This is a genomic window from Promicromonospora sp. Populi (genome assembly GCF_041081105.1).
In the GTDB taxonomy this organism is placed as follows: Bacteria; Actinomycetota; Actinomycetes; order Actinomycetales; family Cellulomonadaceae; genus Promicromonospora.
This window is the reverse complement of the sequence record NZ_CP163528.1, coordinates 364047-376712: the sequence shown is the minus strand read 5'-3', so window position 1 is coordinate 376712 and position 12666 is coordinate 364047. Positions and strand designations below refer to the sequence as shown.

Genomic DNA, 12666 nt, shown 5'->3' with positions numbered 1-12666 from the left:
GAACGCCGAGCGGAACCTCACATCACCTGTACGCGCCCCGCACGACCTCGAGCGCAGCCTCCAGATCGGCCGGATACGCCGACTCCACCTCGACCCGCCGCCCCGTGACCGGATGCTCAAAACCGAGCCGGTGGGCATGCAACCACTGCCGCGTCAGCCCCACCTTGGAGGCCAGCACGGGGTCCGCGCCATAGGTCAGGTCGCCGACGAGCGGGTGGCGCAGCGCCGCGAAGTGCACCCGGATCTGATGGGTGCGACCGGTCTCCAGGTGCACCTCCATCAGCGACGCCGCCGACAGCATCTCAAGGGTCTCGTAGTGCGTCACCGACGGTTTGCCGTCCGCGGTCACCGCGAACTTCCAGTCCGAGCTGGGGTGCCGTCCGATGGGCGCGTTGATGGTGCCCGACGTCGGGTCCGGGTGGCCCTGCGCGAGCGCGTGATAGATCTTGTCGACGGTGCGCTCCTTGAAGGCGCGCTTGAGGCCCGTATAGGCGAGCTCCGACTTGGCGACCACCATCAGGCCGGACGTCCCGACGTCGAGCCGGTGCACGATGCCCTGCCGCTCCGCCGCGCCCGACGTGGAGACGCGATACCCCGCCGCGACCAGTGCCCCCACGACCGTGGGACCGGTCCAGCCCGGCGACGGGTGCGCGGCTACACCGACCGGCTTGTCGATCACCACGAGGTCGTCGTCGTCGTACACGATGCCCATGCCCGGCACGGGCTCCGCCACCACCTCGACGGCGGGGCGCTCCTCCGGGAGGTCCACCTCGAGCCAGCCGCCAGGCACCACACGGTCGGACTTGCCCACCTGGCGCCCGTCGAGGCTCACGGCGCCCGCCTCCGCGAGCTCCGCCGCACGGGTCCGCGAGAGGCCGAGCATGCGGGCCAGGGCGGCGTCGACCCGGTCGCCCGCGAGCCCGTCAGGGACGGGCAGCGTCCGCAGCGCCATCAGGCAGGGTCGCCCTTCGCAGCATCCGGTTGGTCATCCGGCTCGGAATCAGGCTCAGCGTCCGTGTGCCGCTTGCCGTCGAGGCCGATCCCCCGCAGCGACAGCAGCGCGATGAGCACGGCGGCAGCGACGACGGCGATGTCGGCCACGTTGCCGACGAAGAAGCCCGCGTAGTCGATGAAGTCCACGACGTGGCCGCGGGCGAACCCGGGCTCCCGTGCCAGGCGGTCGATCAGGTTACCGACGGCGCCGCCGAGCAGCAGGCCGAGCGCGACCGCCCAGCCCCGCGACCCGATGCGGCCGATCGCCCGGATGATGAACACCACAACGACGACCACGACGATGGTCAGGAGCCAGGTCATGCCCGAGGCGATCGACAGCGCGGCACCCGGGTTGTAGATCAGGCGCAGCCCGAGCAGGTCACCTACGAGCGGGATCGTCTGGGCGTTCTCGACCAGGGCGGACTCGGCCCACCACTTGGTCAGCTGGTCGGCGGCCAGGACGACGGCCGCGAGCGCGACGGTCCAGACGATGAGCACACGGCTGCCCGACGACGGGGGCGTGGCTGCGGGCTCCGTGTCGCCGGCCACGGCGGAGGGTTCAGCGGGAGTAGACATCAACGAAAGTGTCCCATGCCGCGGGCGGGTGCCAGGCCCGCGCCGTCCCGAAGCTCGCCGGAATGTGCATCAAAAGCCGATAATGGCGCGGAGCGCAAAGCAGTGAGGCCCTTTCCCGTTGATCCGGGAAAGGGCCTCACCTGGCGCAGCACTACCGCCGTGTCACCGCACGGCGAGAGTCAATTGACGTAAACGTCAGTTGCAGGCCGCGTACTTGGTCACGTTTGCCTTGCTGAACAGGTTGAGCGGGCCGTCCCAGTACCACGGGGCGACGCACAGGTTGTTGGCGATGTTGACCGAACCCTCGCCACCCAGCTCGGTGTCACCGGTGTTGCACGCCTTGTAGTCGGTCACGTTGCCGACGCTGCCGACGTTGCCCGGACCCTCCCAGTACCAGGGAGCGACACAGACGTTGTTCAGCACGTTGAACTGGCCGTCCTCGTCGTAAGAGACGACGTCACCGGTCGTGGCGACCTCCTCGGGGACCGCCAGGCCCTCCGTGGGGAGCTCTGCACCCGTGGTGGCACCGAGCACGTCGAACGCACCGTCGGCACCGACGACGCCGACCGCACCCTCGATCCCGCCAAGCACATCGCTGGTCTCGGTCGCGCTGATCACGCGCTCTGCGGGCGAGTCGCCCTCGGACAGCACCGACGCGCTCGCACCCGTTGCCGCGGCGACGACCAGCCCGGCCGTCATGGCCACAGCAGCGCCGGCACGACAGGTTGCACGGAATCCTCGGATCATTGTTTTCCCCCTAGAATAGCTCCGTCAGAATAGCGCCGAACCACACGTGTGTGGTTCAACTCGACGAGCATCCGGGGTGAAATTGACCCTGTCAATCGGAACGTGATGCGGCGCACATGGTGGGAGTGGAATCAAAAACGACATTCCAGGATCGAACTCCGCGGCAATGCACCAGGAATACCCGTAACTCAGACATCACAGCGTTGATATCCGGTTCGGGATCCCGCGCGGCGCCAGCGCCGCGCGGGGTCACTCAGGCCCCGCGGCGCTCCTCGCGGGCCTTGGCCTCGACGGACAGCGTGGCCCGGGGGAACGCCTGGAGCCGCGCCTTGCCGATGGGCAGGTCAGAGACCTCGCACGTGGCGTACGTGCCCTTCCGGATGCGCTCCAGGGCGTGGTTCGTCTGGTCCAGGAGGTCACGCATGTTGTTGACGAGCGTGAGCTCCTGTTCGCGCTCCAGTGCGCTCGAACCGTAGTCGGCCGGGTCGTCGCCCGCGCCGTCGCCCGAGCTGCGCAACAGCTCGGACAGCTCCTTGTCGGCGATGAGCAGCTCTCGCTCCAGCCGCTCCTTGTCGTCGAGCAGCAGCGCGGCCAGCTCTTCCGCCTCACGCGGGGTCCAAGGTTCTTCACCGTCACGGACGGGGAACTTCTTCACGTCGCGCGTCAGGTTCGGGAACTCTTGCTTGATCGCGGCTCTCGTCGCGGTCGAGATCTTGGTCATGGGTTCCCCTTCACGGTCGCCCCCGGTGGTCAAGTGCACGAAGCGTAAGCACAAGCAGCCAAACGCACAACGGGGCACGCCGGTGTGGCGTGCCCCAATCGTGTGGGCGTGTCGCGCTCGGCCGCCTGGTGTGAGGTGGGGACACCCGGCCGCCGTGCTCGACGAGCTGCTCTTGTCAGATGCCCTGGGCCATCTCGGCCGGTCGGCCGGACTGCTGGTTGTTGCGCGGCGGCAGTGCCGAGCCGCGCGAGTCGAGGTCGCCGAGCAGGTTCTGCAGGAAGCTCTTCAGACGTGTGCGGTAGTCGCGCTCGAAGAGACGCAGCTCGTCGATCTTGCGCTCCAGCAGCGAACGCTCCTGCTCGAGCTGGGAAAGCGTGCGGTGCGAGGTCTCCTCGGCGTCGCGCACGATGCGCGCACCCTCGGACTTGGCCTCCGTGATGAGCCGGTCGCCCTCTTCCTGGCCCGAGCGCACGTAGTCGTCGTGCAGCTTCTGCGCCAGCTGGAGCATCCCTGTCGCCGACTCCGGCTCCGGGCCGTTGCCCTTGGGGCCCACGGGGCCTGACGGCATGACCGGCGCCGCGACCGGAGCGGCCTGCGCACGGGCGGGAGCCGAGGCGTCGTTGCGTGACAGCTCGGCGATCCGTCGCTCAGCGGCGGCCACCTTCTGCCGGAGGCCTTCGTTCTCCTCCTGGACGTTGGTCAGGGTCCGCACGACCTCGTCGAGGAAGTCGTCGACCTCCTCGACGTCGTAGCCCTCGCGGAACTTCGTCGCGGAGAACTTCTTGTTGAGGATGTCCTCTGCAGTAAGCAGTGCCATCGTGTCACCTCGAAAGTTAGAACGTTAGGAACGCGGAACTCGGACGTCGGAGCTGCCCAGCCGCGCGCCCTCCGTCTGAGCCCACGGTAGCGGACGACATCGGCGCGGGACACCGGGAGCATACCCGGGCACGATTTCCTCACAGAGTGTGCCGTGTCACCCCAGGCCGTATCCATGCGCTGGTCAATGATTCCAGGGGCACTGCCGGCTCGCACCGACCGAGCCCTTCACGAACCGGCACAAGTTCCCCACGCGCCCGGTCATCACTAGAGACCGCTGATGACCGTAGAGAGCAGCGAGACGCCGAAGAACAGGATGATGAACGCCAGGTCCAGCTGTACCTGGCCAAGCCGCAGCGGCGGGATCAGGCGGCGCAGGAACCGCAGCGGCGGGTCGGTGACCGTGTAGATCGCCTCCGCGATCACAAGCAGCACACCACGCGGCCGCCAGTCCCGGGCAAAGAACTGCACCCAGTCGAAGATCAGCCGTCCGATGAGAAACAGCAGGAAGAGCCACAGCACGAAGCCGATGAAGTCCCAGATCACAAGGGACAACCTAACCTGTCCGGGCCGGGATTCGCGTGAACTGCCAGTGGTGAACCCGCACAGAGGCAGACCACGGAGACGGACATGGGTGAGGGACGACCGCTGCTGCGGCCGCCCCTCACCCATGGTCTCGTAGGGATCAGCTCTGGTTGTAGAAGCCGCCGCGTCCGTTCGGCTTCTCGATGGGCCTCTGCTCCTCAGCCGAGATCTCCACGTGCTCGGGCGAGAGCAGGAAGACCTTGTTGGTCACCCGCTCGATCGAGCCGTGCAGACCGAAGATCAGGCCGGCGGAGAAGTCGACCAGGCGCTTGGCGTCGGCGTCGTCCATGTCGGAGAGGTTCATGATGACCGGAGTTCCGGCGCGGAAGGCCTCGCCGATGCTCCGGGCATCGTTGTACGACCGGGGGTGCACCGTCGTGATGCGGCGCAGCTCCGAGGAGGACATGGCCTCACGCGGCACACCGTCGCGGTGCAGCGGCGTGACCTGTGCGTGCCGGTGATCCTCCACGTTTTCCTCCAGGCCCTCGTCGTAGTCGTCGAGGTACTCCTGCTCGCCCTGATCGTCGGCGAGGCCCAGATACAGCATGGTCTTGCGAAGTGCTCCGGCCATCGCTCTTTCTCCGTTCGTCGCCTGCTGTGCGTCCTTCTGTCGGTGTCCACCGGTCCCGTACAACAGGTCCGACCTTGACCCCTCGTCGAGGTCGCCTTGACAAAAGTAGCCCGGCGCAATCCGACCCGGAAGTGCGACACGCCGTGCCACGAACAACTTTGCCAAAGTTGTTCAGCGAATGCTCGTTAAAAACGACATCCGTGTGATTTCGCAGGTCAGGAGGGTGCTACCGGCGTGTCGCGTACACCAAGCGAGAGTAATCCCGGTCACATCAGCGCCACGATGCCCGCCTGTCGCCCCGTTGTGGTACCCGCCAGGCTCGCGCGTCGGTGCGAGAAGAGGTCTGGTTCCTCGACCGTGCAGCGCTCGACACGGGTCACGACGACGCCACGCGCGGCCAGCTGCGCGACCACCCCGGCAGGCAGGTCGAGACCTGGCGTGCCGCCGCGCGTCGTCGCGAAGGTCTCGGGCACCGCGGCGGCCACCTCGTCGCGCATCGCGCCAGGCACCTCGTAGCACCGCCCGCACACCGCGGGTCCGACGGCGGCGCGCACGCGCGCGGGATCCGCTCCCCGGGCGACCAGCACGTCCAGCGCGCGGTGCACCACACCCGCCAGGACGCCCTTGCGCCCCGCGTGCGCCACACCGACCACTCGCGCCACGGGGTCGGCCAGCAGCACCGGCACGCAGTCCGCGACCAGTACCCCGAGGCCCAGCCCGCGCTCGGCGGTGACGAGCGCGTCGCCCTCCCCCGCGGAGTCCGGCGGCCGGGGCGCGGCCCAGAGGCTCCGCTCGGCACCGCCGAGCTCGAGCACCACGTCACCGTGCACCTGGGTGGCGAACGCCACCGGCGCGCCGAGCCGTTCCACGACCAGGGAACGGTTGGCCGCCACCCGGGCCGCGTCGTCGGACACGTTCAGGCCAAGGTTCAGGCCGCCGCCGTCCGACGTCGCCCATGGGGCCGGCGACACGCCGCCCGCACCGGTCGTGAAAAAGGCGTGCACCCCGTCGCCAAGATCGACGGGGTGCACGCCTGCAAGAGTCCGGGTGTCGCTCACGTGTGCGAGGTTACCCGGCCGATCACTTCAGGAAGTCACTTCAGGAAGTCGGGGACGTCGAGGTCCTCCGACGACGACCTGCGCGGGTTCTCGTCGTACAGCGGCGGGACCTCGACGCGCTCCTGCTCGCGACCCACGTCCTGCCGGTTGAAGGAGCCGTGCACCACGACGGCCGGCTCGTCCAGCGTGCGCGGCACGTCGTCCGAACCCTCGTCGTCGATCACGCGCGGCAGCGTCGAGACGGGCACCGGGTGCGCCGGCGGGACCGACGGCGGCATGCCGTTGACACCCTGCAGCTCGGGAATCCGGCGCGCCGCGTCCGACACGTCGGGCAGCGGGACCGGCGCCGTGGCGGGGCTACGCGTGGCCGCCGAGACCGCACCCGAGACCTGGCCGAGCGCCCGGCTGTCCTTGCGCTCCTTGGGCAGGCCGCCGTCAAAACCCGCGGCGATGACGGTGACCCGCACCTCGTCGCCCAGCGCGTCGTCGATGACCGTACCGAAGATGATGTTCGCCTCCGGGTGCGCGGCCTCCTGCACCAGGCGCGCGGCCTCGTGCACCTCGAAGAGGCCGAGGTCGCTGCCGCCCTGGATCGAGAGCAGCACACCGTGCGCACCGTCGATCGACGCCTCGAGCAGCGGCGACGAGATCGCCAGCTCGGCGGCCTGCACCGCGCGGTCCTCGCCGCGTGCGGAGCCGATGCCCATGAGCGCCGAGCCCGCACCCTGCATGACCGACTTCACGTCCGCGAAGTCCAGGTTGATCAGGCCGGGCGTGGTGATGAGGTCCGTGATGCCCTGCACACCGGAGTGCAGGACCTGGTCGGCGGAGTGGAACGCCGCGATCGCGGACACGTTCCGGTCCGACATCGCCAGGAGCCGGTCGTTCGGGATGACGATCAACGTGTCGACCTCGTCTCGGAGGTTCTCGATACCGCTGTCGGCCTGCACGGCGCGACGGCGGCCCTCGAACGTGAACGGACGCGTGACGACGCCGACGGTCAGCGCTCCGAGCGCACGCGCGATGCGCGCCACGACCGGAGCGCCACCCGTGCCGGTGCCGCCGCCCTCGCCCGCGGTGACAAAGACCATGTCGGCGCCGCGCAGGACGTCCTCGATCTCCTCGGCGTGGTCCTCGGCGGCCTTCTTGCCCACCTCCGGGTCCGCGCCGGCACCAAGGCCGCGCGTGAGCTCGCGCCCGACGTCGAGCTTGACGTCCGCGTCCGACATCAGGAGCGCCTGTGCGTCAGTGTTGATGGCGATGAACTCGACGCCCTTGAGGCCGACCTCGATCATGCGGTTGACGGCGTTCACACCACCGCCGCCGATGCCGACCACCTTGATTACTGCCAGGTAGTTCTGCGGAGTTGCCACGTCGTCGCCTTTCGATTCGGGTCCCGAGTCCCGACTCTCGTCCCATGAACACTCAGGTTGAGGTAGAGGGTTAGAGTTATGTCAGGTTGCTGCTGAGTTCGACGGTAGGTGGGCCATCGAGGTGTGTCGAAGACATCGTCGCGCGTGTCGCGCACCGATGCACGCGAGAAATCACATCGATGTCATTTCAGCGATCAGTTCGTGACCGGCAGCTCGGGCGACGACACGTCGACCGTCGTCGCCGACGGCTCGGCCTCCAGCAGCGTCTGGGCGACCCTGGTCTTGAGCTCGACCTGCTCCCCGCTCCCCCACCGGATCACCCGCCCGTCGGACAGGGTGGTACGCACGTCGTCCTGCGTTGCCGCGTGCACCGTCCGGATGTCGGCGCCCAGCTCCGGCGGCAGCGCGCCCAGCACGGAGAGCGCCGCGTCCATGGCGCGCCGGCTGGCCTCGCCGTCGTCGAGCGAGAGAACTATCGAGGGCAGGCCGTCCGGGACGTCCTCCACCGTGCCGACGCGCACACCATCGGTGTCCATCAGGGCGTACACGTCGCCGGGCTGTGGCACCGCGGCCACCGGCTCGCGCGACGTGAGCGCCACCGTCAGCCCGTCGGGCCAGGTCCGCGTGATCTCGACGTCTCTGACGCCGTTCATCGCGAGGATCTCCTCGCGCAGGCCCACCGTGTCGATCCGCGGCAGCGGCACGTCCGCCTGGTCCGTCGCGGCGGTGCGCACCTGTTCGACGTCGATCGTCGTGCCCTGCCCCGATACCCGCACCTGCTCCGGGTCGAGCGCGAGCAGCGGCGAGAAGAACGTCACCCAGACCAGGCCCGCCGCGCAGGCGAGGGCCACGGCACCCCAGCCGATCCGGCGCCAGAAGCGGTAGCGCGCCATCGCCGTGCGCTCGGCGAGGCGGTCGGCGAGCTGGTCGGAGACGACGTCGGCACGCGATCCCGACGGCGTCGCGCGGCCGGTGTCGAGGCGGCTCGCCGGGGCCGGCCGCTGCGCGGCGGGTGGAGCAGGTGGCGCCGGCGGCTGCTCGGGCGAGGGTGGAGGCGGCGGCACGGCAGACCGCGCGGTCGCCGTCGACCGGCCGGACCGGTCCTGGGTCCTCGGGCCCCGGGCGGTAGCGCCCGGGGCCGGAGGACCGTCGTTCTCGTGCTGTGCCACGCCCTGGTCTGCCGGGCGCGGCCGTGCCGAGCCCGCGGCGCGAGGGCGCGCGGGCGGCCGCATCAGTCCTCGCCCGGCCCCGAGGCGGCAGCCGAACCGGTCGCCACGCGGCCCGCGAGGCGGGCCAGGACGGCGGGGGCGAGCTGCGTCACGTCACCCGCGCCCACGGTGAGCACCACGTCGCCCGGGCGGGCGAGGTCGGCGATCGCGTGCGCCGCGTCCAGGCGGTCCGGCACCGCGTAGACGGCGTCGTGGCCGGTCATGAGGTCGACGATGGTGCTGGGCGTGATCGACGGGTCGTTCTCCTCACGAGCCCCGTAGATGCCCGTCACCACCACCTCGTCGGCGGCGGACAGCTCGTGCGCGAACTTGTCGGCGAAGATCCGCGTGCGCGAGAAGAGATGCGGCTGGAACAGGACGAGCACCCGCCCGCCGTCGGCGATCTCGCGAGCCGCCGTGAGGACCGCGCGGATCTCCGTGGGGTGGTGCGCGTAGTCGTCGACGACACGAACGCCGTCGGCCTCGCCCTTCTCCTCGAAGCGACGGCCGGTGCCGACGAACGCCTCGACTCCGGCGACAGCCTGCTCGGGCGCCACGCCGAGCTGCACCGCCGCGATGACGGCGGCGGTCGCGTTGAGCACGTTGTGCTTGCCCGGGACCTTGAGCCGCATCTGGATTCCCGGCACGTTGCCGGACACACCGGCGCCGTCGGCGACCTGCTCGTTGGTGCCCAGGACGTCGCCGCGCAGCACCGCCGTCGTGCCCTCCGAGGTGGTCGAGATGTCCGTGACCCGCACACGCGCGGTGTCGTCGGTGCCGTAGGTGATGACGTGGCCGCCCGTGGCGCAGATCGTCGCGCCCACCGAGAGCGAGCCCTCGTCGTCGGCGCAGGCGATGAGCCAGCCGTCGGGCACCAGGCGGCGCGCGAACCGGATGAACGCCCCGTTGAAGGCCTCCGGGGTGCCGTAGTGGTCCAGGTGGTCCGCCTCGACGTTCGTCACCACCGCGATGGTGGGGGTGTAGTTGAGGAAGGAGCCGTCCGACTCGTCGGCCTCGGCCACGAGCACGTCGGACGTGCCCAGGTGGCCGCCCGGCGTCGACCCGGTGGCGGTCCGCACGGTGGAGCCGATCGCGTAGGACGGGTCCAGGCCCGCCTCGCGCAGAATCGTCGCGATCATCGCCGACGTCGTCGTCTTGCCGTGCGCGCCGGCGACGGCGACCCCGCGCAGCCCCTCCATGAGGGCGGCCAGCGCCTGGGAGCGGTGCAACACGTTCAGACGGCGGGCCCGGGCCGCGGAGAGCTCCGGGTTGTCCTCGTGCACCGCGCTGGAGATCACCACGGAGTCGACGCCCGCGAGATGAGCGGGATCATGGCCGACCCACACCCGGATGCCCGCGGCCCGCAGGTCCTCCAATGTGTCCGACTCGGCGGCGTCGGAGCCCTGAACGTCCACCCCGTGCCCGGCGAGCAGGCGCGCGACGACGGACATGCCCGCCCCGCCGATACCGATCATGTGGACGCGCCCGAGCCGCGCGACCTGATCCGTCATCTGATCCGTGACCGTGGTGCTCATGACCTGACCTCCGTGGTGTCGGTACCTGCTGACCGTACGGCTTGCTCGACGAGATCGACGACGCGAGCCGCGCCGTCACTGGTGCCGGCCGACCGCGCGGCCTTTGCCATGACACCGAGCCGCTCGCGGTCCGCGAGCAGCGCTGGAACGTTGGTGGCCACCCAGTCGGGGGTGAGATCGGCGTCAGCTACCAGGATGCCACCACCTGCCTCGACCAGCGGGGCGGCGTTGAGCCGCTGCTCGCCGTTGCCGATGGGCAGCGGCACGTAGACGGCGGGGATCCCGAGCGCGGCGAGCTCGGCCACCGAGCCGGCGCCGGAGCGGCAGACCACGAGGTCGGCCACCGCGTAGGCGAGCTCCATCTGCTCGAGGTACTCACGGACCTGGTAGCGGCGGCCGTCGATGTCCGCGACCGTCTGGTGCACCTCGTCGCTCCGGCCCTTCCCGGTCAGGTGCAGCACCTGCGCGCCCGCCGCGAGGACCTGGGCCGCGGCGCCCGACACCGCGCGGTTCAGGCGTACCGCGCCCAGGGAGCCGCCCGTGACCACGAGCGTCGGCAGCGCCGGGTCGAGGCCCAGCTCGGCCGCGGCCCGGGCCCGCACGCCCGCGGCGTCGGCCTCCCGGGTCTCGACCAGGGCGGCGATGGCCTGCCGCAGCGGGAGTCCCGTGAGGATGCCGCCGCGCAGCGGCGTCCCGGCGAAGGTGAGGCCCACGCGGGCCGCCCAGCGGGCACCGAGCCGGTTGGCCAGGCCAGGCCGGGCGTTCTGCTCGTGGATCACGATCGGCACGCCCTTGCGCTTGGCCGCGAGGTACGCCGGGGTGGCTACGTACCCGCCGAAACCGATCACTGCCTGCGCGTCGATCTCGTCGATCGCGGCCTCCGCGGCCTTCACCGCGGCCGTCAGCCGGCCGGGGAGCCGCAGCAGGTCGGGGCTCGGACGGCGGGGCAGCGGCACCCGCGGGATCGGTCGCAGCTCGTAACCGCGAGCGGGCACGAGCTCGGCCTCCAGGCCGGTTGTGGTGCCTAGCGCGAGCACGCGCGCGCCGGGCTCCCGGCGCCGCACCTCGTCGGCCACCGCGAGCAATGGGTTCACGTGTCCCGCGGTACCGCCACCGGCGAGCACCACCGACACAACTGCTGAGCTCATCATCACCTTCTCGTCGTCGCCCGGGCCGTAGGTCCGGGCGGACCGGAAGCGGCCCGCTGTGCAAGGTTCTGATCACAGACAAGTGCCGCCGTGCACATTTCTACCGTCTACGGACCGCGCCGCCCAGCACGGCCAGTGACTTGCGGACGACGCTACCGCGTGCAGCCAGAGCCTTGGCAGCCCCTGGCTCCGTCCGCGCGAACGAGATGATCATCCCGAGCGCGGCCATCGTCGTGATCAGCGCCGAACCGCCGGAGGAAACCAGCGGCAACGGCACGCCGATCACAGGCAGGACGCCGATCACCACGCCGATGTTCACGAACGCCTGGCCAACGACCCAGCAGGCGACCGCCGCCGTGGCCACCTTGACGAACGGGTCGGTGTGCCGCCGGATCACGCGGCTCATCGCGAGCCCGAGCAGGGCGAACAGCGCGAGCACCAGCACGGTGCCGAAGAACCCGAGCTCCTCGCCGATCACGGCGAAGATGAAGTCGTTGTGCGCCTCGGGCAGGTAGCTCCACTTCTCGCGGCTGCCGCCCAGGCCCACGCCCCACAGCCCGCCGGTGCCCAGGCCGAACAGGCCGTGCAGGGACTGGTAGCACTCCGAGCTCTCGTCGCACGAGGCGCCGTAGGTCGCGATGATGCGCTGGAGCCGGTCGCCGCTGCCCTGCTGCAGGATGAACACGTAGCCGACGACAAAGGCCGCGATCGCGGTGCCGAGCCCCAGCAGGGACATCGGCACGCCGGACACGAAGAAGGCTCCGGCCACCAGCAGCCCCATCACGAGCGCCGTGCCCAGGTCGCCTCCGGCGAGCACCAGGCCGAGGACCACCACGGCGCCCGGCACCGCCGGCATGATCGCGTGCGACCAGCTACCCAGCAGTGCCTGCTTGCGTCCGAGCACCGTGCCGAGCCAGATCGCGAGCGCCAGCTTGGCGAGCTCTGAGGGCTGGAAGGAGAGCGGCCCCAGCATGAGCCAGTTCTGCTGACCGTTCCTGATCACACCCAGGAAGATGACCGCGACCAGCAGGAGCACCGCGACGATGAGCCCGGGCAGCGCGAGGCGCTTGTACCAGCGGATCGGCAGGTGGGCCGCGATCAGGAGCACCGGCAGGCCCATCAGCGCGTACTGCGCCTGGTCCAGGAATGCCGCGTAGGGGGACTCCCCCTCGGCGATGGAGGTGACCGTCGAGCTGGACAGCACCATGATCAGGCCGATCACGGTCAGCAGGCCCGTGGTGCCCACCAGGAGGTAGTAGCTGGTGACGTTGGAGTTCCACTGGCCGAGCCAACGCTCGGAAGCGTCGCGGCGCGTTCCCGTCGTGGTCATCCGCT

The 12666-nt window shown here is 70.2% G+C and carries 13 protein-coding genes; all 13 read right to left on the bottom strand.

The window, feature by feature from the left end:
- Positions 1 to 22: 22 nt before the first annotated feature.
- The 13 genes from AB1046_RS01630 to ftsW all read right to left on the bottom strand — a co-directional run bounded on the left by AB1046_RS01630 (position 23) and on the right by ftsW (position 12661).
- Positions 23 to 952 (bottom strand): RluA family pseudouridine synthase, encoded by a 930-nt coding sequence (locus AB1046_RS01630; protein ID WP_369372042.1) that lies wholly within the window; start codon positions 950 to 952, stop codon positions 23 to 25.
- Positions 952 to 1569, bottom strand: coding sequence for a signal peptidase II (locus tag AB1046_RS01625; protein ID WP_369372041.1), 618 nt, complete (start codon positions 1567 to 1569; stop codon positions 952 to 954). The genes AB1046_RS01630 and AB1046_RS01625 overlap by 1 nt, the downstream gene beginning before the upstream one ends.
- 195 nt (positions 1570 to 1764) lie before the next feature.
- Positions 1765 to 2268: a hypothetical protein gene (locus AB1046_RS01620; protein ID WP_369372040.1), complete on the bottom strand. Its 504-nt coding sequence runs from the start codon at positions 2266 to 2268 to the stop codon at positions 1765 to 1767.
- Positions 2269 to 2569: 301 nt separating this feature from the next.
- Complete coding sequence (locus tag AB1046_RS01615) at positions 2570 to 3037, bottom strand: TraR/DksA family transcriptional regulator (RefSeq protein WP_369372039.1); 468 nt, start codon at positions 3035 to 3037, stop codon at positions 2570 to 2572.
- A 175-nt stretch (positions 3038 to 3212) separates the two neighbouring features.
- Positions 3213 to 3854: a DivIVA domain-containing protein gene (locus tag AB1046_RS01610; RefSeq protein WP_369372038.1), complete on the bottom strand. Its 642-nt coding sequence runs from the start codon at positions 3852 to 3854 to the stop codon at positions 3213 to 3215.
- A gap of 266 nt (positions 3855 to 4120) precedes the next feature.
- On the bottom strand, positions 4121 to 4408 hold the full coding sequence (locus AB1046_RS01605; RefSeq protein WP_369372037.1) for a YggT family protein: 288 nt from the start codon (positions 4406 to 4408) through the stop codon (positions 4121 to 4123).
- A gap of 130 nt (positions 4409 to 4538) precedes the next feature.
- Entirely contained in the window at positions 4539 to 5009 is a 471-nt protein-coding gene (locus AB1046_RS01600) for a cell division protein SepF (RefSeq protein WP_369372036.1), read from the bottom strand.
- 266 nt (positions 5010 to 5275) lie between these two features.
- Positions 5276 to 6067, bottom strand: a complete 792-nt coding sequence (gene pgeF, locus AB1046_RS01595; protein WP_369372035.1) for a peptidoglycan editing factor PgeF — start codon at positions 6065 to 6067, stop codon at positions 5276 to 5278.
- Between the two features lie 35 nt (positions 6068 to 6102).
- A complete protein-coding gene (gene ftsZ / locus AB1046_RS01590; protein WP_369372034.1) occupies positions 6103 to 7440 on the bottom strand; it encodes a cell division protein FtsZ in 1338 nt (445 codons plus the stop codon).
- A gap of 194 nt (positions 7441 to 7634) precedes the next feature.
- On the bottom strand, positions 7635 to 8609 hold the full coding sequence (locus AB1046_RS01585; protein WP_369372033.1) for a cell division protein FtsQ/DivIB: 975 nt from the start codon (positions 8607 to 8609) through the stop codon (positions 7635 to 7637).
- 62 nt (positions 8610 to 8671) lie between these two features.
- Complete coding sequence (murC, locus tag AB1046_RS01580; RefSeq protein WP_369372032.1) at positions 8672 to 10183, bottom strand: UDP-N-acetylmuramate--L-alanine ligase; 1512 nt, start codon at positions 10181 to 10183, stop codon at positions 8672 to 8674.
- A complete protein-coding gene (murG, locus tag AB1046_RS01575) occupies positions 10180 to 11331 on the bottom strand; it encodes an undecaprenyldiphospho-muramoylpentapeptide beta-N-acetylglucosaminyltransferase (RefSeq protein ID WP_369372031.1) in 1152 nt (383 codons plus the stop codon). Before murG ends, murC begins: the two co-directional genes overlap by 4 nt.
- A 100-nt stretch (positions 11332 to 11431) precedes the next feature.
- Entirely contained in the window at positions 11432 to 12661 is a 1230-nt protein-coding gene (gene ftsW / locus AB1046_RS01570) for a putative lipid II flippase FtsW (RefSeq protein ID WP_369372030.1), read from the bottom strand.
- Between the last annotated feature and the right edge of the window lie 5 nt (positions 12662 to 12666).

Coding starts and splice junctions, on each gene's coding strand:
- AB1046_RS01620 (WP_369372040.1), bottom strand. CDS start 2,268: ATGACGGCCGGGCTGGTCGTCGCCGCGGCAACGGGTGCGAGCGCGTCG.
- ftsW (WP_369372030.1), bottom strand. CDS start 12,661: ATGACCACGACGGGAACGCGCCGCGACGCTTCCGAGCGTTGGCTCGGC.
- murG (WP_369372031.1), bottom strand. CDS start 11,331: ATGAGCTCAGCAGTTGTGTCGGTGGTGCTCGCCGGTGGCGGTACCGCG.
- murC (WP_369372032.1), bottom strand. CDS start 10,183: ATGAGCACCACGGTCACGGATCAGATGACGGATCAGGTCGCGCGGCTC.
- AB1046_RS01615 (WP_369372039.1), bottom strand. CDS start 3,037: ATGACCAAGATCTCGACCGCGACGAGAGCCGCGATCAAGCAAGAGTTC.
- AB1046_RS01625 (WP_369372041.1), bottom strand. CDS start 1,569: ATGTCTACTCCCGCTGAACCCTCCGCCGTGGCCGGCGACACGGAGCCC.
- AB1046_RS01610 (WP_369372038.1), bottom strand. CDS start 3,854: ATGGCACTGCTTACTGCAGAGGACATCCTCAACAAGAAGTTCTCCGCG.
- AB1046_RS01600 (WP_369372036.1), bottom strand. CDS start 5,009: ATGGCCGGAGCACTTCGCAAGACCATGCTGTATCTGGGCCTCGCCGAC.
- AB1046_RS01630 (WP_369372042.1), bottom strand. CDS start 952: ATGGCGCTGCGGACGCTGCCCGTCCCTGACGGGCTCGCGGGCGACCGG.